Source organism: Granulicella sp. S190 (assembly GCF_009766095.1).
Lineage (GTDB): Bacteria > Acidobacteriota > Terriglobia > Terriglobales > Acidobacteriaceae > Edaphobacter.
Window position 1 is genome coordinate 268,506 of sequence record NZ_LMUD01000023.1, and the last position, 19,459, is coordinate 287,964.

A 19,459-nucleotide genomic window follows, 5' to 3' on the forward strand; every position below is an offset into this window, starting at 1 on the left:
CGGCTATTCGAAAGATCAGGTCGTGCTCACGATGAAAATGCGCCCCGTTCTACTTGTGGTCCTTCTCCTCTCGGGCTTTTACTATGTCACTGCGCACGTCTGGTCGACTGGTGCGGTCTCCCCGTGGCTGCACCGCGTTGTACCCACAGTCTCATCCGGCACCGCGGTGCCTGCGGCTATGAATACCGCAGCGGTGAACGGTCCGCTCGGGACCTTCGAGCTGACAGAGGCTGATGCTGCGCCTGCTTACGATGCCGAGGAGCAGCAGAATATTGCGGTCTACAAAAAGGCGCTTCCTTCCGTGGTGAACATCACTTCAACGGCGGTCGCGTTCGACTTCTTCTACGGAAATGTTCCACAGCAGGGCCAGGGCTCCGGCTTTATTCTCGACAAACAGGGACACATTCTCACCAACAACCACGTTATCGATAACGCCCAGCGGGTCGAGGTGACTCTCTCCGACAAGCACAAGTACAAGGCGACGGTAGTCGGCGTGGACAAAGGACATGACCTTGCGCTTCTGTTGATTACTGCACCCAATCTGCAGCCGGCTACGCTGGCCGAGTCACAGAGTCTCACGGTTGGCCAGCGCGTGTACGCCATCGGCAACCCCTTTGGTCTTTCTGGCACGATGACGCGCGGCATTATCTCTGCCATCCGTTCGATTCGCGGTCCGAACAATAATCCCATCGAGGACGCGATCCAGACCGATGCCGCAGTAAATCCAGGCAACTCGGGAGGTCCGCTGCTGAACTCGCGCGGCGAAGTAATCGGCATCACCACGCTGATTGCGAATAACGGTGCCGACCAGTCCTCAGGCATCGGATTCGCCATTCCTGTCAACACGGCCAAAGCAGTCATCGCAGACTTCGCCAAGTACGGCCGCATCCGACGTCCCTCGCTTGATATCGCCACGCTCGAGATTGGGCCGGAGGTGGCCGAACAGATCGGTTTGCCTGCCGACTATGGCCTCCTGATCGAGCGTGTCTTACCCGGAGGCGCAGCCGAAAAAGCCGGGTTGCACGGCGGAACTCAGCGAGCCTATCAGGGAAACATGCCTGTCATGCTTGGAGGCGACCTGATCGTAGGGATGGATGGCCAGGAGATCTCGAACGCGCAAGATCTCTCTGCCGTGATGAACTCGCACAAGGCAGGAGATGAGGTGACTCTCACCGTCTTCCGCGGGCGTAAGCGCATGGACGTCAAGGTAAAGCTGAACGACGCCACGGAGCGGCAAGGCGAAGCGGGCCGCGAAGCTTAGGACGCTTCGTCGCGGAGGCAAGAGATCAGAATAGCTGCGTCCAGGTGGTGGAGCGGCGAGCCATCTCCGAATGCCGCGGTGAGCCGTTCAAACAGATAAAATAGACATAGCTTTTATGCCCCAATCTGATGTGACGGCAACGACCTCTGCTCTTACTGCCCCTGACCCGATCCATAACTGCCCCGAGTGCGATCTGTGGCTGCCCCCGATGACACTCTCGTGTCCGGAGTGTCATGGAATCGTCTACGCCCGGCATCTCAAAGGACTTGGACAGTTGGCAGTGTCTCAGGAACAGGAACAGGCTTGGCCGGAGGCGCGTGGGACGTGGCAGCAGGTGATCCAATGGCTGCCAGCCGACAGCGAACAGGTGCAAGTGGTGGCCGGACACCTGGCTGAGATCGACAGCCGCATCCAGGCAGGGGAGCAGCGTACCGCGACATGGAAGAAGAGGCTCGGCCCGTTGGCCCCTGTCGCTTACTTTCTTCTCAAGGCGAAGACTTTTTTGTTTGCTCTGCTGAAGTTCAAATTTCTGCTGAGTTTCTTCGCCTTCTTCGGCATCTACTGGGCGCTCTTCGGATGGCGCTTCGGCCTTGGTTTCGCGGTGTCGATTCTGATCCATGAGTTCGGACACTACATCGCAGCGCGCCGTCGCGGATTGAAGGTCGATCTCCCCGTATTCCTCCCGGGGCTAGGCGCGTACGTGCGGTGGTACAGCATGGGCGTCTCGCTCGATACGCTCTCCAGCATCGCTCTCGCGGGACCTTTCGCGGGTCTGCTGGCTGCTGCCGCGTGCGGCGCATTTTACTTCGAGACCAGGGTAGAGGTATGGGCTGCGCTGGCCCATGCAGGCGCGTGGCTCAATCTCATCAACCTTGTGCCGGTGCTCGGTCTGGACGGGGCACAGGCCACTCATGCACTCAACCGCACCCAACGCGCGCTACTCCTTGCTGCCGCCATCCTCTTCTTTGCGTTTCTCCACGAAGGAGTGTTCCTCTTCATCGCTGCTGGCATGGCGTGGCGGCTCTTCACGGGAGTGGCACCAGAGAGCCCAAGCAGCGCGACCATGATCCGTTACACGCTGCTGCTGTTTCTGCTGGGAGCCCTGATGTTCTTCGTCCCGGAGACCCTCCGGCAGTTCTAGTACTGGAGCTTGTGCCTAAGATAACGGCGATCTTGTATCGAGTACTCCCCGCTCAACACAGCCGCAATCGCTTCAGGGTAAGCACGGTGCTCCTGTTCGAGAATACGCGCCGATAAAGTGTCAGCGGTGTCGTTGTCGTGCACAGGCACGGTCTTCTGAAGTACGATTACGCCGTGATCCACCGCCTCATCGACGAAGTGAACCGTGCATCCTGCGACTTTGGCCCCAAACTCCAGCGCCTGTCTCTGCGCCTCCAACCCTGGAAAGGCGGGCAGTAGCGACGGGTGCACGTTGAGGATGCGATTCGGAAATGCCTCCACAAAAGCCGGCGAGATAATTCGCATATACCCAGCCAGACATACCAGGTCCACCTTGTGCTGATGCAGGCGCGCGATCATCTCTGCATCATGTTCGGCGCGCTTCAGGCCGGTCGAAGGGACCGCAAACGCAGGCAGCTTCATCTCCCGCGCCGCAGCCAGACCGGGTGCGGTTTCGAGATTAGACAGCACCACCGCAATCTCTGCGCCCAGCAGCCGGTGTTCGTCAATCGCCTTCGCGATTGCGAGAAAATTTGAACCTCTACCGGAGAGAAGAATGCCAAGTCGGTGCATGAAAAGATCCTTACTTCGATTCTAGGCTAACAAGAACACAAGGCCGCCCGCGAACTCTGAAGTATGATGACCTGAACCACGAGGACTTTATGTGCTTCTCTGCAACCGCGAACTTTGTCGGCAGTGCCGTCCTGGGCGGAATTGGCGTCGTCACACTGACTGAAGTAAAACATCGCCGCGAGCTTCTCTTTGCCGCGATGCCCTGCCTCTTCGCCTTCCATCAGTTCGTGGAAGGCTTCGTCTGGTTAGGACTCGACGGAGTTCTTTCACCCACCGTAGCCCACAACGCCGGCGCAGCCTATGTGCTGTACGCGCAGGGGCTGCTGCCATTTCTGCTTCCACTCAGCGTCCTCTTGCTTGAGCCTACCCTGAAGCTTCGCCGCCTGATGCTACCTTTCGTAGTTCTTGGCGGCGCACTCATGCTCTATATGCTCTGGGGGCTGATAGCTTATCCGCTTCAAGTCTCTGTACAGGACAACAGTATCGTTTACATCAACGTCATCACCACCACGACGCTCATTGCGATCCTCTACGTCATCGCCACCTGCGGTTCGCTCTTCTTCTCTGGCTTTCGAGATCTCATCACGCTCGCGTGGCTCAACCTCGTGGGCCTGCTCGTTGTAATGCTGGTCAAGCGATATGCCTTCACCTCGGTCTGGTGCGCCTACGCTGCAGTAGTCAGCGTCATCATCTACTTCTTCTTTCGTCGCAGCCGCCAGCACCGTCCATCAACCTACGCGGCTGCAACGTAGGTTCTTTCATACAAAGTTTATCTTCTAAAGCGAAAAAGCCCATTGGGCGCCTCGAATCAAGGCAGCAACAGGCTCTTCGCTCGAAGCAGATCGACTAGTTGTAGCTAACCTTACGTTCTCCACGCACCACGCGCCCAATCAGGCAATGCCGTTCATTGGCGCGGTTCAAAATTGCCTTCGCCTTCTTGATCTTCTCCGCTGGAATCACCGCAATCAGTCCGATTCCCATGTTGAAGGTCCGAAGCATTTCGTCTTCATCCACATTCCCAAGCTGCTGCAGGTGTTCAAACAGCGGCGGCACGGTCCACGAAGCACGGTCGATCAGTGCTCCCATACCCTTAGGCAAAATGCGCGGCAGATTCTCTGTAATTCCGCCGCCTGTAATGTGAGCCATACCACTCACCACCTCGGCACCGGTCAGCTTCTTGATGACCGAAAGATAGCTGCGGTGCGTCCGCATCAAGGCAGCTCCGGTCTTATCCTTCAGCTCGTTGATGTATTGCTCCGGCCCATACTTTGCTACCTCGAACAGTAGCTTCCGCGCCAGCGAATAGCCGTTGGTATGCAGGCCGTTTGAAGGCAAGCCGACCAACACATCTCCTACTTCAATCTTCTCGCCTGTAACAATCTTGTCGCGGCTCACGGCCCCAATGATCGTGCCGGCCAAGTCATATTCTCCATCGGCATAGAAGCCCGGCATTTGCGCTGTTTCGCCGCCGATCAGCGCACAGCCGTTCGCCTTGCAGGCCTCGCTAATGCCCTGTACGACTCGCTCGATCACCATATCCTCCAGCTTGCCGGCGGCAAGATAGTCGAGGAAGAACAAAGGTGTAGCACCTTGTACGGCGATGTCGTTTACACAGTGGTTTACCAGGTCCTGTCCTACGGTGTGGTGAATGCCCAGCTCAAAGGCGACCTTCAGCTTGGTGCCCACACCATCCGCGCTCGAAACAAGCACGGGGTTGGGAAATTTTTCGAGGTCCAGCGCAAACAAGCCGCCGAACCCGCCAATCTCGCTTAGCACCTGTTTGTTGAACGTCTTTCGCGCCAGCATCTTGATGCGTTGTTTGCTGCGGTCGCCGGAGGTGATATCAACCCCTGCATCCGCATAGCTGATGCTCTTCTTCGTGGCTGCCTTGGTTTCCAAGGACGCAGCGCGTTTCACGCTCGAGGCTTTTCTCTGCGCCAGGGCAGAGTGCAGCGGAGAGGTTTCAGAGTGGGTGCCCTTTTCCTGCGAAGGGCTGTGCGTGTCGATTGAATCGGGCGGCGGGGAGGTCTCATCCGGCAAGGTCGTGCTCCATATCGTAATGCTTGAAAAGAAGAAGTTTAGTCTAGCAGGGTGGTGGCCAAAGCGGCGTATAACAACCGTTACTCGGACACACCCAGAAGTCTTCGGCGCTGGTTCAAAGGTGGTAGAGGACAGATGTCGTAGCGGCCGAATAGACGATAGCGAAGCTGGGCAATCACTCCGTAGCCGAACTCGCGCAGGCGTCTCGGAACCAACGCCACCAGTTGCCCCAGAAGCCTCCAAGGAAGCGGAAGCATCTCCAGGGCTGCGGCTACCGCATCGGAGCGCCGGTAGAGCCGCTCCTTCAGCGTCAAGGCATCCGTCACAAGTATTACCCCGTCGGGAAAGCTGAGAATGCCGAACCGGCCAAGAATTTCCCGGCCCAGCTCACTCTGCATCGGCGCAAAACGCAGCCTCTCCGCGGAGTCGTGTGCCAGCATGAACTTCACTACGCCGTTGCACAACGCGCAGACGCCGTCGTAAAGCAGCAGCGCCCGGCCCTCAATCTCTGCGTATTCTGGCGCGGTCATGTCTCTATGATAAGCCTCTTATACTGTTGGAATGTCGCGTACCCTCACCCGCTCCCGTCAACTGCAGCTTCGAGCTGAAAAATTCCTGCCTGGTGGCGTTGATTCTCCGGTACGTGCGTTTCGCGCAGTAGGTGGCGATCCGCCGTTCGTTACCCATGCCGAAGGCGCGTATCTGTATGATGCAGATGGAAATAGGTACCTAGACTTCTTCGGCTCCTGGGGTCCGATGATCCTTGGGCATGCTTTTCCTCCCGTGGTCGATGCGATACAGAAGGCGGCCTCTCACGGAGCAAGTTTCGGAGCCTCCACGGCGGCAGAGGCGGACTTGGCGGAGCTGGTGACGCGATGTTTCCCCTCGATTGAAAAGCTGCGCTTTGTCAGTTCCGGGACCGAAGCGTGCATGTCGGCCATCCGACTTGCACGCGGATTCACAGGACGTAACTTCGTTATCAAGTTTGAAGGCTGCTACCACGGTCACTCCGATGCCATGCTCGTCAAGGCAGGCAGCGGCGTGGCTACACTGGGAATTCCTGGGTCAGCGGGCGTTCCTGCCGAGACCGCGATGCACACGCTCGCGCTCCCTTACAACGATCTCGAGGCGGTAAGAGCGGCGTTCGCGGCACGTCCTGACGAGATCGCCTGCGTCATCGTTGAGCCCGTGGTGGGCAATGCCGGAACTATCGCTCCTGCGGCGGAGTATCTGCAGGGGCTTCGTGCAATCACTGCGGAATATGGGGCGCTGCTGATTCTTGATGAGGTGATGACCGGCTTTCGTCTCTCGCTTGGCGGCGCGCAGCAGGTCTACGGCGTCAGGCCCGATCTCACCACGCTGGGCAAGATTATCGGCGGTGGTTTGCCCTGCGGAGCGTTTGGCGGACGAGCGGATGTGATGGAGTTTTTAGCCCCGTTGGGCCCTGTTTATCAGGCTGGAACGCTTAGTGGTAATCCGCTCGCGATGGCCGCTGGAATCGCGACTTTGAGCCACCTTCTGCGGCACGAAGAAGATGTTTATAACGGCCTTGAAAGCACGACTGGCCGCATCGCTGAAGGGGTCGCGCGCATCGCTCACGAAGCTGGCATTGCTGTGACGACGAATCGTGTTGGGTCAATGTTTACCTGGTTTTTTACCGGTCAGCCTGTGACGGACTTTACGAGTGCGGCTGCGTCGGATACGGCTGCTTTTGGGCGGTTTCATCGAGCTATGCTCGATGCGGGAGTGTGGCTTCCGCCAAGCCAGTTCGAGGCTGCCTTTGTTTCGACCGCCCATGGCGAAGCAGAGATTGGGATGGTCCTTGAAGCTGCCCGCAAGTCCCTTTCCTGAGATCCGGCCGGAATAAATTTCGAGAAAAAAGTTGGCGGATTTCTTTGGCGATAAGCTGATTTTTTTCTACTGTGGTGGTTGGGCACAAAAGTGTGGATTTACTGGCGTTTTTGAAGGGGGTTATGGAAAAACTGCGTGTTTGGACGTGGTTTTTCGGTGGTGAAGACGTGGTGGGATGCGTGGTGGATGTGGAGTTTTAGCACCATGCTTTCCGGCTTCGTAAAATACGCCAACTTTTTGAGATTTATTTTTGGTTGGCCTGGAGAGGTGGCTTATCAGGCAAAGGGAGCGGTTCGCGCAAAGCGCGAATGCCCACTCATGCAATGAAACAGCATGGATGGGTACCGAGGGTGTGGTTTCTGTTGAGGGTATTGGTCACCCGCCGGAAGCTAGCTAAGATGCTATGCGCTTTGCAGCTTCTTCAGCGACAAAATGAGGTGCATTCGACGGTTCCTTATTGTCGCCCTTTCGTAGAATGCACAGATTGTGAAAGAACGCGATCTCAGGAATCTGGGTGTCGAACTCTTCGATCGTTCGGTTCGGGTGTTCGGCATGATTTATGCCGTCTGTAAGTGACTTCAGGTAATCCATGCTGGATCGGTCCTTTATGCCTCCCCAGGACGGCCAATACGCCGTTTGCAAATCTTCCACTGCATAAAAGCCTGGATTTTTTAGGAGAGGAAATAGTATCCCGAATGTCTTGATTACGTGTTCGTTCAGATGGCTACCATCGTCGATGATGATATCGAACGGTCCGAACTGTTTGGAGATTTCGGCTAAGCGTTTCTCGTCTGTCTGGTCAGCCTGTAAGACTGTAATGCGGTCCTCTGAAAGATGTGATTTGTCGTATAGATCGATACCTACGATCTGGGCATTCGGGAAGAACCGCTTCCACATCCGGAGAGACCAAGCCCCTTCGTTTGTGTTCTCGTATCCACCTACGCCTATTTCTAAGACACGCAATGGTTGAAGACGCCACTCAGAGAAATAGCGCTGATAGTGCTGGGTGTAGAAGTGACTGCCGTTTTTGTCTGTCCCATATAGAATAGCCAGCTTGTTAAGATCTGCTCGGTACCTCCAGCACCTAAATCGATACATCACTCTGCTGATGGGGTTCATCAGCAGAGGAGGCATAAGTGGTTTGATCGTGGCTATTAACCAATTTGGGTAAAAATACGACACTGTGGCCTCTCGTTCACACTACATCCACTGAATTGTATTTGCGGGACCACTTGTTGTCACCGCAAAAACAGTACGATCCGGTTGGCAACAAAGATTGGGCGCTGCCGGATGGCAGCGTATCGGCCTGCTAGGAGTAGCCTATGGGATAGACCCAACACATTCGCGTGTAGACAGACATCCGACACAGGTAAAGCTGCTGTGTCTTCGGATGCTTGTCGATGACAGATTCGCTAGTGCGATTTGGATAGGTCCGCGTCGTTGCTGAAAACCCGACTTCGGGGGAGCTTGGTCGTGCGGCAAAATCGAATCTATGACATCTAGTGAAGTTCAATCATTGGTACGCGAGGAGGCCAAGGGCCTTTCAGTCACAAATGCCCACAAAATCACGCTGGAGTAAGCAATCATGCGACCCAAGAGAATCTTATTAATCTCCAGGACAGTTTCCGTCGGGGAGCCTAAAGGATGTGGTCCTTGATGCTTGGCTTGTCGGGCAGGAGGACAGCGCAGACGGATACAAGATTGCCGTGCGGGATGATGCAAAGCAGTTCGGTCTCGCCTCGGTGGGCTTTGCAGTGGATAAACATCTAGTTTTTAGTCGGTTGGTATGGCAGTCTGCTGTCAGCTTCTTGGCTATGTAGAGGCATCCTTGAAACGGGGTTGTCGGCAGCTTCATCGGCGAGATTGCCGACGACGCGACTTTGCGGGAGCCTAGCGTATCAGATGACCAGTTCTGCTCCATCGGGTCTTATTCAATAGGTGCAAAGCGGTCGTGAAAAATGAGCTGGCACGAGCGCCCAAGCTGGCCCCTTGTGCGTCCATCTGGGCTGCGGTCGCTTCGAAAGACCAATAGTTGAAGAGTGGTCGCCCGAGGATATTCTCTCGTGGAACGAAGCCCCAGAAGCGCCCATCTGCGCTATGCTCGCGGTTATCGCCCATGGCAAAGAAATTCCCCGGTGGCACTACCAGATCACCGTCTTTTACATGCGAAGGTAATTCCTGGGACCAGACTTCAAAGGAGCCAGGTGGCGTGCCCCGTGTTGGAAAATCATCACGCGCAGGACTGTATTCGTCCTCTGGATCGGCCGAAAATTTCGGCATTGCCGCGTAAGACTCGTTCTGAGCGACTCCGTTAAGGTAGACGACCCCATGGATAAGGTGAATGCGGTCACCAGGAACCCCAATGAGGCGTTTTACCAAGATGAGGTCAGGCGTCTCAGGATTCGGCTTGTAAAAGACGATCACGTCACCGCGCTGCGGCTCGCGATAGTGGACAAATGGAGCCCACCCGATAGGCGGCGCGAAGGTGATTCGATCTACGAGAACGTGATCGCCGATCAGAAGCGTTTTCTCCATCGAGCCGGAAGGGATCACGAAGTTCTGGAAGACGATAGTCATAACAAAGAGCCCCGCAACCAGAACTACACAGATAGAGGACAGCGCCTCCAATGGTGTCTCAGCTCTCTCTCTTGTACCTGCGCTTGTATGTAGTGAACTAGTCAGTGCTTCCTCAGTCTGCAGAGAGCCGTCCCTATTTTGTTCGCTCACAAGCTCCTCGTTCCGAAAACCAGTTTCTCATAGCCACCCAACAAACGGGGTTTTGAGCAACTTCGTCTACCTCAATAATCTGAGCTTGCCGAAGGCCGACTTCTGGGAAGCTGCGCTTTTCGTCCGGGCCGAAGTTTTTCGACCTCCCGACTGGCTGTGATTCGAGCGACTTCGCTCAGGATGAGCGGGTACGTGGAGCGTGGGGATGTGTTGATCCCATCCTTCGCCGCGGTATACATTCTCAATCAGATGACTGCGCGGAGGGCAACAGCCACGGTTTTATATGCAGACTTGACCGCAGTAGCGGCGGTCTCACCTGCGGCGATCGTGTGGCCGAGTGCCGATCGCTTCCGTGTTCCCGGGTGCTCGATAGCGGCGGTTTCGATCCCACCACCGAAGAGTGTGTGACTCTCTTCCATCCGATCAAGCGCGGCGTTCAACTCCGCGACAACGGCGTCGGCCTCACTGGCGACGACGATCAGTTCGAGATTGATCTTTTTGTATAGCACCTGATTACCTCTAGCCCCAATGTTATGCCAGCCCCGACTCGAAAGCACACCACATTTTCCGAGTGACGATCTCATTCGGAAGTTGAATAGGATTTTCGAGACAGCCTGTCTGAGTGATGAGTTTAGACGGGCTGTGTGGCTGCGGGCTTTGGTTCCATCCAGATTTTGCCTACCGCCATGAGGACTAACAGCATGGCGGCGCAGAGGGCGAAGACCTGGCGGACGCCGATGTACTGCGAGAGAAGTCCGGAGAGGACGAGGCCAAGGATTTGGGCGGTGAAGATGATCGACATGAAGGTGGAGCCTACGCGGCCCATGAGCTCCGGCGGAGTTGCTTTTTGAAAGAGTGTTTGCGAGGGGACGATGATTCCTGCTACCGAGAAGCCGATGATGAGGTTGCCGAGGACGGTCGACCAGAGGTGCGGCAGCAGCGTGAGCATGACGAGACCGACTGCGATGCCGCAGAGGCCGGAGTAGACGAGGATGGTGTCCTTGATGTTTTTGCCGAGGGTGTTGAGGCCGTTGATGCCGACCAGCATGCCGAGGCCGATCATCGCTGAGGCGATGGCGAAGGATTTGGTGGAGGCGTGGAGCGAATCACGCACATAGATGGCGATCAAGGGGCCGAAGCAGCCGAGGACGAACATGCCTGCCGCCATGGCGAGGATGACGAACAAGAGGGCAGCGTGGTGAACGATGAAGTCGATGCCCTGCTTCATATCGAGCCACACTTTGGCGATTGCGGATGCTTCTGCTGCGCCGGTTGCTGGTGCGGCTGCCTTTGGTCCGGGCGAAAGGAAGGTGACGGACGCGATCAGCAGAGCGGAGCCGACGAAGCTGGCGGAGTCAAAGGCATAGCAGCTGCGGGCTCCGAGGTAGGAGACCATGACGCCAGCCAGAGCAGGGCCTACGATGCGCATGCCGAACATGACCTGCTGCATGAGCGCGTTCGCGGAGCGGAGACCGTGCAGCGGGACTGCGGAGCGGATGGCGACTCCCTGTGCCGGGCTGAAGAAGCTGGAGATGACGCTGATGGCGGCGAGGATCGCGTAGTAGTGCCAGATCTGCGTGGCGAAGATGAGGAGCAGGCAGAGGCCAGCGCGGATGGAGTCGCTTGAGACCATGGTGGGCTTGAGGGGCCAGCGGTCGACGAAGACTCCGGCGAGGATGCCGAGGACGGCGATGGGGAGCATGTAGGCGATCTGAACGCCGGTGACCTGCTGGGCGTTGGCATGCAGCTTGAAGGTGAGGACGTTGATGACGGCGAAGAGCGCGAGGAAGTCGCCGAAGACGGAGATGATCTGCGCGTACCAGAGACGGCGCATCATGGGGACGCGCAGGACATCGCCCATTGATAGCGGCGCGGGGAGCTCGGGATCGATGACGGGATTCTGCTGTGCCGCTGTGGGGTTTGCGGTTGTGCTCATCGGGATTCCTCTTGGGTGCTGCCATGGTACGGGATCGGGCCGAGATCGGGGCTGGAAATCTGCCGTGGATTACGTCCAGGAGTCTACCGTGACGAACTTTATCTCCGGCCTAGTCTTATAGTTCTGGAGGAGAATGGCTGTGGCTTCTACGCTGGGCAGACGAGGCTGGCCGAGACCACCCTGTCCACCGTCGTGCAACACGATATTGGATGAGCGGTTCTGGCGTTGGTTGCGGAGAATTCCGCGCAGAGTTCGATCGGTAATTTCGCGGGCGTCGATGAGCTTCCAGTCGCCGGGGAGGATGTTCCATTGGACCGGAGTGAGGCCAAGCTCGTGCGCGATGCGAAGGACTGCGGGACGACGAGCGCCGTGAGGGGCGCGGAAGTAGCGGACGGGAGCACCGATGGTGTCTTCGATCGTGGCGTTGCAGCGCGTGAGTTCTTCGCGGATGCGCGCGGAGGATTGCCATGCGAGCCAGGGATGGGTCATGGTGTGGTTGCCGATGAGGTGCCCGGCGGCTGCGATGGCGCGGACGATCGCGGTGCGCTGCTGGACGTAGCGGCCGATGAGGAAGAAGGTGGCGCGAGTGTTGTTGCGAGCGAGAACTTCGAGGAGGCGTTCGGTGGCGATGTCGTTGGGGCCGTCGTCGTAGGTGAGGGCGATGTGATTGGGGTTCTTGCCTGCGATGATGACTTTGCCGAAGAGCTGCGACTGCGCCGAGAGGGCAGCGTAGGTGAGGGTTCCTGCGGCGGCGGTGGCCGCAGCGAGCAGGGCAGAAGAGGCTAATTGAGTTTGTGTCATGCCTACGCTCACGGTGTCTTCATTATAGGGAGTGCGGGCAAGACGAAATGCGGGGGTCTCTCCACTGCGTCGCGCGATGAGACTGCGCGACTTCGGTCGAGATGACGATCTTTTTGTGAGGGTTTCAGAGCAACAGCAAGTGGGCGGTAAGTGCAATGGCAAGTGCAAGTGCCCGGCAAATGCAAAAGCCCTGTGCTCTTGGCACAGGGCTTTCTGTTGAGGCTACGTGCTGGTTAGTAGAGGACCTTCAGGCCGAACTGGAAGATGCGCGGCTCGAAGGTGCTGGTGATCTGTCCGCCTCCGGTGGGGTTGTTGAGGGTCGCGGGCGCAGTGCTGGTGGCTGCCGTGCTGAGCGTGCCGGAGAGGGCGCTGCCTGGGATGTAGAAGTTGGTGTGATTGAAAGCGTTGTAGGCCTCGGCGCGGAACTGGACTCTCAGGGTTTCGATGGGTGTGCTGAAGGTCTTGTTGAGCGCGAAGTCAGTCTGATAGAAGGCCGGCGAACGGCCCGGGTTACGTGAGGCGTTGCCGAAGGGGCTTGCCAGATTGCCGCTTCCGTCACGGGTTTCGGGAAGGGTGTAAGCGGCGAGGTTGATGTACTGGATGTAGCCGCTGCTCAGCTTGGTCTTCTTAATTGCAGGCTGACCGGCGACGACGTTGGGGCGGTACTCGTTGGCTCCGCGATAGGTTGCGGGGATCTGTGGAGAGACCGCGTTGGCGGAGTTGGGAGAGTAGCCGATGTTGAAGACTGTACCGGCCTGCATTGTGTTGATGGCGCTGATCTGCCATCCGCCGAGTAGGGTGTCGGTGACGGCGCCGGCGGTGTTGAGGAAGTGGCGGCCATGGCCTACGGGAAGGTCATAGACGAGGCTGGTGACGTTGCTGATGGGCAGGTTGTAGTCGGACTGTCCGTAGTCGGCGTTGATGTTGTTGGCGTCCTGCGGCGAGGGGCTGTTGCCTTCTAGCGAGGCGCTGGCGTTATCGAGCGAGTGCGACCAGGTGAAGGAGTTGAGGAGGGTGAGGCCGGCGACGAAGCGCTGCTCATAACGGACCTGGAGGGCGTCGTAGTGAGAGTGGAACTCGTTGAGGGCTTCGGTGATGTCGCTGGGCCAGTTGTTGAAGGGGCGGGTGAAGCCAGCGGAGGGGTTGATCTGGTTGCCGTTGAGGAAGCCCTGGAGCTTGCTGCCGTGGTTGCCGACGTAGGCGATGTCGAGGAGCGTGTTCTTGGCGAGCTCCTGCTGAACGCTGAGGAAGTAGCTCTGGACGTAGCTGTCGCGGGTGTTTTTGGGGACGTAGGTAATGTTGTCGGTGGCCTTGTTGAAGGTGGTGGCGATACCGGTGGGGAAGCCCTCGTCGGCGGTGACGTAGCAGTTTGAAGCTGCCTGGCCTATGGGGCAGTGATTGGTGGTGGAGGGCGTCTTCTGCGTGACGGAGACGAACTGGGCCTGAGGCGCGTTGATGGCGAGGATGTCTCCTGAGCCGGCGCGGGTGTAGTGGACGTAGCTGGTGCCGTAGCCTCCGCGAATGGAGGTGCGGGGGGTGGCGGCGTAGGCGAAACCGATGCGCGGGGCGAAGTCGTTCAAGTCAGGATTGACGAGCGTCTTGCCGTAGGTTCCGCTGGCGGAGACTGGCGTGATGCCATTGCCTGCGGTGGCGCCGGGGGTGATGGTGAGGACGGTCTGGGTGGTGGGATCGAAGTTTGAGATGAAGTTGTGCTGCTCCGAGTAGGGCGAGCCGTACTCCCAGCGAACGCCGAGGTTGAGGGTCAGCTTGGGATCGACCTTCCAGTCGTCCTGGGCGTAGACGCTCTGCAGGGTCTGGCGGAGGTGGGCGACGAAGAGGTTGGCGAGTGAGTAGTTGTTGGTGGTACCGAAGAGGAAGTCTGCCCAGTAGTTGTCGGTGACCGCACCGCTGATGTTGGGGCAGTTGGGGTTGGTCGCGGTTTTGACTCCGGCGACGGTGGTGCTGGGGCAGAGGCTGAAGCCACCAGCGTAGCTGAAGGAGCCGTAGAGGGGGTTGTTGTCGTTGACGGCCATCCAGATGTGCTCATACTCGTAGCCGAACTTAAGAGAGTGACGGCCTTTGACCCAGGTGAAGTTGACCTTGGGATCGAGGAGAGCGGGGTTCTGGAACTGGGGGTTGGTGCTTTGGCGGCCGAAGGAGGTGAAGCCGGTGATGCTGGTGGAGGGAAGTCCGCCGGCTACGCTGGGATCGGTGGGCAGGCCGGGGATGGTGATGGCGTTGTCGCCGATGGAGAGGGAGAACTTGCCGGCCTTGGTGCGGGAGAGACCGACGCGGGCGTCGAGGACCTTGTTGGCTCCGATGAGGTGGGTGTAGCCGAGGGCCACCTGCTGGTCGAGGACGCGGATGGTGCCGTTGGTCTGGCCATCGAGCGGGAGGGGGAAGACGGGTGAGTTGACGCCGGTCTCTTTGCGATCGGAGATGCGGAGGAACCAGGAGTTGCTGGCGTTCTGCTGATAGTCGAGACGGAGGTCACCCTTGTCGGAGTTGTCGGTGAAGGGGACGAGGCGGGCGAAGTTGTCCTGCGCGAGGCCGGTGGAGGCGAGGCCTTTGCCCTGGGTGGGGATCTGCTGGAAGTACTTGATGATCTGCTGGGAGATGGGGTTGATGGCGGCGGCGGGGATGGGGGTGCCAGCGGGGTAGACCTGACCGGTGAGGGGATTCTGCACGGCTACGACGAGCACGCCATTGAGTTCGTTGGTGGTGGGGACGGTGTTGACGCTGAGCGGCTTGAGCACCTGGCGGAAACCTTCGTAGTCGACGAAGTAGAAGAGCTTGTCCTTGATGATGGGACCGCCGAAGTTGACGCCAAACTGGTTGCGGTTGAAGGTGGGCTTCTGGAAGGGGACGACGTTTCCGCTGCTTCCGGTGAGGGTGGGTTTGAAGTAGCCGGCGGCGTTGAGGTCGGTGTTGCGGATGAACTCGTAGACGGTGGCGTGGAACTTGTTGGTGCCGCTGGCGGAGGCGACGTTGATGGTGGCACCGGAGGAGCGGCCGTACTCCGCGCTCTCGTTGTTGGTGACGATCTGAAACTGGGCGACGGAGTCGGGCGGGATGGCGATGATCTGATTGTCGAAGCCCTGGTTGGACTCGCCGTAGGCGTTGTTGTCCATACCGTCGAGGAGGAAGTTGTTGAAGACGCTGCGCTGGCCGTTGATGTTGTAGGCACCGGCGCGGACGAGCGAGTTGATGGAGCTGGTGGTGGCGGCAGTGGGAGCCTGACGGGAGCCAGTGACCAGGCCTAGGAGGTCAGAGTAGTTGCGGCTGACGAGGGGGAAGGCGGCGCTTTGATATTGGGTGATGGTCTGGCCGCGCTGGCTGGTCTCGGTTTCGATCTGGAGGGCGACGTCCGAGACCTCGACGGTGGTCTGGGCAGAGCCGACCTGCAGGGAGAGGTCGATGCGCTCGCGAACGCCGACGGAGATGGTGATGTTCTTTGCGACGGCGTCTGAGAAGCCGGGGGCGCTGGCGGAGATGGTATAGATACCTACACGGAGGGAGGGGATCTCATAGTCTCCTGAGCTGGAGGAGGTGGCCTTCGAGATGATTCCTGTGGCGTCATTGGTGATGGTGACGGCTGCATTTGGCAATGCGGCGCCGCTGGCGTCGTGGAGGGTTCCAACGAGGCTTCCGTTTTCGTACTGTGCCTGGAGAAGAGTACATGGGAGCAAGAGCAGGACGGCCGCCAGAAGTTTGGAAGCAAGCAAAAATCTATTTATTCGCATGACTTTAAGCCTTACGGCTTCCCGTTAACCTGCGATGAAGGAAGCGTGAACAGAAGGTTACGAATTGGGCATTCGCGGGCTCGCTCAAAAGATCAGGGCTATAAATTTCACCCTAGAGTAGATCTTTGTCAAGGCCGCAGGGCCGCGCCGCGGCTGATGGTGAGCAGCGCAGACTTCCGATTGTTCAGCGATTTGAGTCAGGCGGGAATGTCGAAGCCGAGGTCGCGCATCATCTCGTTGGTGACCTCGTAGTCCTGATTGGGGTCGGGCATGACGTCGCGGCCGGTGTCAGCGTGTCCGAAGGAGTGAAGGTAGAGGCCAGCTTTGAGAAAGGCTCCCTGGAGCTTTACCTTATCGGGGAAGCGAACCTGCAGGGCACCTTCTTCATGGGTGATGTTGATGACCCGGGTGAAGCGCATGAGATATCCCCCGGGGTGTTCGGGGTCGGGCTGAGTTTTGAATTTCACTTGATAGGTTTCACTCGGGGATGACATAGTTCCTTCGATGCGGAAGCAGCTCTCAGAGGTCCGGATGAGAGGTTATTTTTTCGTGTGGGCTTTGAGGAGAGCGAGAACCTCTTCGGCGTGGCCTTCTGGTTTTACTTCTTCGAAGATGTGGATGAGGTGTTGGTCCGGGCCGATGAGGTAGGTGGTGCGCTTTACGCCTTTGACGAGCTTGCCGTACATGTTCTTTGGCTTGACGAGGTCGTAGCGGTTGATGAGCTCCATGTCGGGGTCGGCGAGGAGGTCGTAGGGAAGGTCGTACTTGTCTTTGAATTTCTTCTGGTCTTTGACGGTGTCGCGGGAGATGCCGAGGACGACGATGCCTTGCTTCTGGAACTTTTCAAACGCGTCGCGGAAGCCACAGGACTCGATGGTGCAGCCGGGGGTGTCGGCGCGCGGGTAGAAGAAGAGGACTACGGGTTTGCCCTTGAAGTCGGTGAGGTTGACGGTCTTGCCGTCCTGATTCTGGAGGGTGAAGTTTTCTACTTTGTCGCCGACGTTCATTTTGGTTTCCTTAGTTTTGTTTGATGGAGTTCATTGCTGTCGCAATTTTTACCGAATGTTATGCATGTTTGCTACTTCACTGAACAATCTTTCCGTCCGGTGTCTGCAACACTCGCAATCAACCATTTGCCATCCTTGCGAACAAGATTGAAGAGATCGGTTCCGCAGTGATCAACTTTACCGTCTACCAGGAACTCAAATGGGGCCCAGACTACGGCCAGGTCGTTGTCGATGCGTATGAGCGGATCGTGAATGCGTTCTTCGATCTGCGTGGTTCCGGGCTTTCCTACGCGGTCTGCGAAGGCCTCAAACGTCATCTGAGTCGGCTTGCCATCTCGCATGAGAACCATCGTGCCACCGGGTAGCGTGGGTTCCTTGATGGCCGCAGCGTTGCGCTTCGCCATGCCATCGAACATCTCCGCCACGGGAACAAGGACTGCCTGTTCTTCTGGCGTAGAGGCGTGTAACGAGCAAGTCAGGAACGCAGTCGCTATCGCCGCGGAGATAGATAAAATCAAGCGTAGCCGGAGGATCTTCATGGCTCCTGATTCTAAACCCCGAGTCAGGGATTGGCTGTGTAGCCTTGAAATTGAAGTCCCCAAAGGATCGTTGACTTGCATGACCGTTCGTTTTCTTCTTTCGTGAGAACCTCTGCTTTGATGTCATCTTAGAGCAGGTTTTCAGAGGTCGAGGCCGCGGCGGCCTTCTGGATGAAGCGATGACAAAGTTTATTGACTGCTTGAAGGAATCTCGACTGAGTTTTTCTTCCTGCCGCGTTTGATCCACCAGGCGTCGATAGCGTCCTGACGCGAGGCCCCTGATTTTCGCGGAAGTAGTCTCGGAAGTGCTGGTTGTACTCTAGGTGACGAGGGATGGGCGTCTTCTTTGTGCCCGGGCGCACGCTTGTTTGGTAACAGATGGCTGCGTCGCTCAGGGTTTTGCCGGTCTGGGTGTGGATGAAATCCCGCATCGAGGCATTGAAGTGGAAGCCAGGGCCGAGAGTTTTTTTGAAGAAGGCACCGAGCGCAGGACCGCAGCGCCAGCCATCTTCGATGACCGTGTCCATAGTGAGATGCGTGGGCATCCTGCCCGTACGGCGCGTGGATGCGTTTCGCTCGATGCGCTTCTTTCCATTGAGATAATCGGTGATCCTGCTCTGTAGCTGGAGCTTTGAGCCGGAGGTAGGGATCTGATGCTCGCGACAGAAGGCGACCAGCTCCTCTTTCAGCCAATACCAGGACGCGAAGTGCTGCCCGGAGATGCTGGAGGAGAGAAGCGGCCTCTTATTCATTTTCAGAGTGTCAATTCCATGAAGACGTTGCTGCGAGCGTAGTGGATGTCAGGCATACTCTCGGGCGGGACGTGACGGAAGCCGATCGATTCGTAGAGATGTACAGCGTCTTTGAGCTTGCTGTTACTTCCGAGGAAGAGGGATTTGATGCCGAGCGCCCGGGCCTGAGTGACTGCATGATCGAGAAGCTTGCGGCCGATGCCGAGGCCGCGGAGGTGGGGCGAGACTGCCATCTTCGAGAGCTCGAAGACGCCGTTGTCCATGGGGATCAAGGCGACGCAGGCTACGGCAACGTCCTCGCGGTAGACCATGAAGATTTGTCCCCCTTTGCGAAGGATCATATTCTCGGGGTCGCTGAGGACTGCGAGGTCGATGGCCTCCATGTTGAAGTGGGTGGTGATCCACTCTTCGTTCAGAGTTCGGAAGGCGGTGCTGTCCTCGCCGAATTGAAGGGGGCGGATCTGAATCTCGGACGGATTCGTCTCATCCTTGCGCGAGTTCGTCTCATCTTTTGCTTGCATGGTGGTTGCTCCTGCTGACCTGTTAGAGGGCTGTCAGTGTCTTTTCGAGTGAGGCGGAGTCTTCGACATTGGAGGTTTCTTGGTTGCGGTCGATTTGGCGCATGAGGCCGGAGAGGACTTTGCCGGGGCCTACTTCGATGAAGTGGGTTGCGCCTTCGGCGATGAGGAGTTGGATGCACTCGACCCAGCGGACGGAGCCGGTGACCTGACGGATGAGGCAGTCGGGAACCTCGGCGCGGCGGGTGAGGAGGCTGGCGTCGACGTTGGCAGCGACGGGGAAGGCCGGGTCGTTGAAGGTAACGGCTTCGAGGGTGGAGGTGAGGGACAGTTGGGCGGGCTGCATGAGGGCGCAGTGGAAGGGCGCGCTGACCTGGAGCATGATGGCGCGTTTGGCTCCGGCTTGCTTGCAGAGGTCGGCGACGCGCTCGACGGCGGCGGTGGCGCCGGAGATGACGGTCTGGTCGGGGGAGTTGAGGTTGGCGGGAGAGACGACGGCGTGGTTGGGGGAGAAGGCTTTGGCTTCGGGGGA

Annotated in this window: 19 protein-coding genes; 4 read left to right on the forward strand and 15 right to left on the reverse strand. The window is 57.9% G+C overall.

The genetic code is table 11. The features are described 5' to 3' along the window. Nucleotides 1-31 precede the first annotated feature (31 nt). Nucleotides 32-1,261, forward strand: a complete 1,230-nt coding sequence (locus GSQ94_RS14525; RefSeq protein WP_158944801.1) for a S1C family serine protease — start codon at nt 32-34, stop codon at nt 1,259-1,261. Between the two features lie 115 nt (nt 1,262-1,376). Continuing rightward, complete coding sequence (locus tag GSQ94_RS14530) at nt 1,377-2,402, forward strand: site-2 protease family protein (RefSeq protein ID WP_158944578.1); 1,026 nt, start codon at nt 1,377-1,379, stop codon at nt 2,400-2,402. Here the strand turns inward: GSQ94_RS14530 and purN are convergent. Then, nucleotides 2,399-3,013 (reverse strand): phosphoribosylglycinamide formyltransferase, encoded by a 615-nt coding sequence (purN, locus tag GSQ94_RS14535; RefSeq protein WP_158944579.1) that lies wholly within the window; start codon nt 3,011-3,013, stop codon nt 2,399-2,401. The two genes, GSQ94_RS14530 and purN, sit on opposite strands and share 4 nt — an antisense overlap. Before the next feature lie 89 nt (nt 3,014-3,102). Here purN and GSQ94_RS14540 point away from each other — a divergent pair, with 89 nt between their 5' ends. Next, on the forward strand, nt 3,103-3,765 hold the full coding sequence (locus GSQ94_RS14540; protein WP_158944580.1) for a DUF6629 family protein: 663 nt from the start codon (nt 3,103-3,105) through the stop codon (nt 3,763-3,765). 94 nt (nt 3,766-3,859) lie between these two features. Here the strand turns inward: GSQ94_RS14540 and purM are convergent, their stop codons facing one another. Together purM and GSQ94_RS14550 are read right to left on the reverse strand one after the other, a co-directional pair. Beyond that, nucleotides 3,860-4,930 carry a phosphoribosylformylglycinamidine cyclo-ligase gene (purM, locus tag GSQ94_RS14545; RefSeq protein ID WP_305794721.1) on the reverse strand — a complete coding sequence of 357 codons (1,071 nt, stop codon included), beginning with the start codon at nt 4,928-4,930 and terminating at the stop codon, nt 3,860-3,862. Between the two features lie 203 nt (nt 4,931-5,133). Continuing rightward, on the reverse strand, nt 5,134-5,583 hold the full coding sequence (locus tag GSQ94_RS14550; protein ID WP_158944581.1) for a thiol-disulfide oxidoreductase DCC family protein: 450 nt from the start codon (nt 5,581-5,583) through the stop codon (nt 5,134-5,136). Nucleotides 5,584-5,614: 31 nt separating this feature from the next. Here GSQ94_RS14550 and hemL point away from each other — a divergent pair, with 31 nt between their 5' ends. Next, nucleotides 5,615-6,904, forward strand: coding sequence for a glutamate-1-semialdehyde 2,1-aminomutase (hemL, locus tag GSQ94_RS14555; protein WP_158944582.1), 1,290 nt, complete (start codon nt 5,615-5,617; stop codon nt 6,902-6,904). Between the two features lie 393 nt (nt 6,905-7,297). Here hemL and GSQ94_RS14560 read toward each other — a convergent pair whose 3' ends face one another. The 12 genes from GSQ94_RS14560 to GSQ94_RS14615 all read right to left on the reverse strand — a co-directional run. Continuing rightward, nucleotides 7,298-8,086, reverse strand: coding sequence for a bifunctional 2-polyprenyl-6-hydroxyphenol methylase/3-demethylubiquinol 3-O-methyltransferase UbiG (locus GSQ94_RS14560; RefSeq protein ID WP_158944583.1), 789 nt, complete (start codon nt 8,084-8,086; stop codon nt 7,298-7,300). A gap of 708 nt (nt 8,087-8,794) precedes the next feature. Continuing rightward, the gene (gene lepB, locus GSQ94_RS14565) at nt 8,795-9,532 is read right to left on the reverse strand and encodes a signal peptidase I (RefSeq protein ID WP_371417526.1); all 738 of its coding nucleotides are present in this window, start codon (nt 9,530-9,532) and stop codon (nt 8,795-8,797) included. A 344-nt stretch (nt 9,533-9,876) separates the two neighbouring features. Further along, nucleotides 9,877-10,140, reverse strand: a complete 264-nt coding sequence (locus GSQ94_RS14570; protein WP_158944584.1) for a hypothetical protein — start codon at nt 10,138-10,140, stop codon at nt 9,877-9,879. Between the two features lie 122 nt (nt 10,141-10,262). Continuing rightward, complete coding sequence (locus tag GSQ94_RS14575; RefSeq protein ID WP_158944585.1) at nt 10,263-11,567, reverse strand: MFS transporter; 1,305 nt, start codon at nt 11,565-11,567, stop codon at nt 10,263-10,265. Nucleotides 11,568-11,636: 69 nt separating this feature from the next. Further along, nucleotides 11,637-12,368, reverse strand: a complete 732-nt coding sequence (locus GSQ94_RS14580) for a polysaccharide deacetylase family protein (protein ID WP_158944586.1) — start codon at nt 12,366-12,368, stop codon at nt 11,637-11,639. Nucleotides 12,369-12,601: 233 nt separating this feature from the next. After that, nucleotides 12,602-16,111, reverse strand: a complete 3,510-nt coding sequence (locus GSQ94_RS14585; protein ID WP_158944587.1) for a TonB-dependent receptor domain-containing protein — start codon at nt 16,109-16,111, stop codon at nt 12,602-12,604. A gap of 197 nt (nt 16,112-16,308) precedes the next feature. Then, nucleotides 16,309-16,578 (reverse strand): hypothetical protein, encoded by a 270-nt coding sequence (locus GSQ94_RS14590; protein WP_158944588.1) that lies wholly within the window; start codon nt 16,576-16,578, stop codon nt 16,309-16,311. A gap of 72 nt (nt 16,579-16,650) precedes the next feature. Next, nucleotides 16,651-17,118, reverse strand: a complete 468-nt coding sequence (bcp, locus tag GSQ94_RS14595; RefSeq protein WP_158944589.1) for a thioredoxin-dependent thiol peroxidase — start codon at nt 17,116-17,118, stop codon at nt 16,651-16,653. A gap of 71 nt (nt 17,119-17,189) precedes the next feature. Continuing rightward, nucleotides 17,190-17,657 carry a nuclear transport factor 2 family protein gene (locus tag GSQ94_RS14600; protein WP_158944590.1) on the reverse strand — a complete coding sequence of 156 codons (468 nt, stop codon included), beginning with the start codon at nt 17,655-17,657 and terminating at the stop codon, nt 17,190-17,192. Between the two features lie 128 nt (nt 17,658-17,785). Further along, entirely contained in the window at nt 17,786-18,409 is a 624-nt protein-coding gene (locus GSQ94_RS14605; RefSeq protein WP_158944591.1) for a DUF6434 domain-containing protein, read from the reverse strand. A 2-nt stretch (nt 18,410-18,411) separates the two neighbouring features. After that, nucleotides 18,412-18,930 carry a GNAT family N-acetyltransferase gene (locus GSQ94_RS14610; protein ID WP_158944592.1) on the reverse strand — a complete coding sequence of 173 codons (519 nt, stop codon included), beginning with the start codon at nt 18,928-18,930 and terminating at the stop codon, nt 18,412-18,414. Between the two features lie 22 nt (nt 18,931-18,952). Continuing rightward, nucleotides 18,953-19,459: ACP S-malonyltransferase (locus GSQ94_RS14615; protein ID WP_174240941.1), on the reverse strand; the 507-nt coding region annotated here is incomplete at its 5' end.

Bases quoted from the DNA above. Each gene is read 5' to 3' on its own strand.
- GSQ94_RS14525 (WP_158944801.1), top strand. From the start codon at position 32: ATGAAAATGCGCCCCGTTCTACTTGTGGTCCTTCTCCTCTCGGGCTTT.
- GSQ94_RS14530 (WP_158944578.1), top strand. From the start codon at position 1,377: ATGCCCCAATCTGATGTGACGGCAACGACCTCTGCTCTTACTGCCCCT.
- purN (WP_158944579.1), bottom strand. From the start codon at position 3,013: ATGCACCGACTTGGCATTCTTCTCTCCGGTAGAGGTTCAAATTTTCTC.
- GSQ94_RS14540 (WP_158944580.1), top strand. From the start codon at position 3,103: ATGTGCTTCTCTGCAACCGCGAACTTTGTCGGCAGTGCCGTCCTGGGC.
- GSQ94_RS14550 (WP_158944581.1), bottom strand. From the start codon at position 5,583: ATGACCGCGCCAGAATACGCAGAGATTGAGGGCCGGGCGCTGCTGCTT.
- hemL (WP_158944582.1), top strand. From the start codon at position 5,615: ATGTCGCGTACCCTCACCCGCTCCCGTCAACTGCAGCTTCGAGCTGAA.
- GSQ94_RS14575 (WP_158944585.1), bottom strand. From the start codon at position 11,567: ATGAGCACAACCGCAAACCCCACAGCGGCACAGCAGAATCCCGTCATC.
- GSQ94_RS14580 (WP_158944586.1), bottom strand. From the start codon at position 12,368: ATGACACAAACTCAATTAGCCTCTTCTGCCCTGCTCGCTGCGGCCACC.
- GSQ94_RS14585 (WP_158944587.1), bottom strand. From the start codon at position 16,111: ATGCGAATAAATAGATTTTTGCTTGCTTCCAAACTTCTGGCGGCCGTC.
- bcp (WP_158944589.1), bottom strand. From the start codon at position 17,118: ATGAACGTCGGCGACAAAGTAGAAAACTTCACCCTCCAGAATCAGGAC.
- GSQ94_RS14600 (WP_158944590.1), bottom strand. From the start codon at position 17,657: ATGAAGATCCTCCGGCTACGCTTGATTTTATCTATCTCCGCGGCGATA.
- GSQ94_RS14605 (WP_158944591.1), bottom strand. From the start codon at position 18,409: ATGAATAAGAGGCCGCTTCTCTCCTCCAGCATCTCCGGGCAGCACTTC.
- GSQ94_RS14610 (WP_158944592.1), bottom strand. From the start codon at position 18,930: ATGCAAGCAAAAGATGAGACGAACTCGCGCAAGGATGAGACGAATCCG.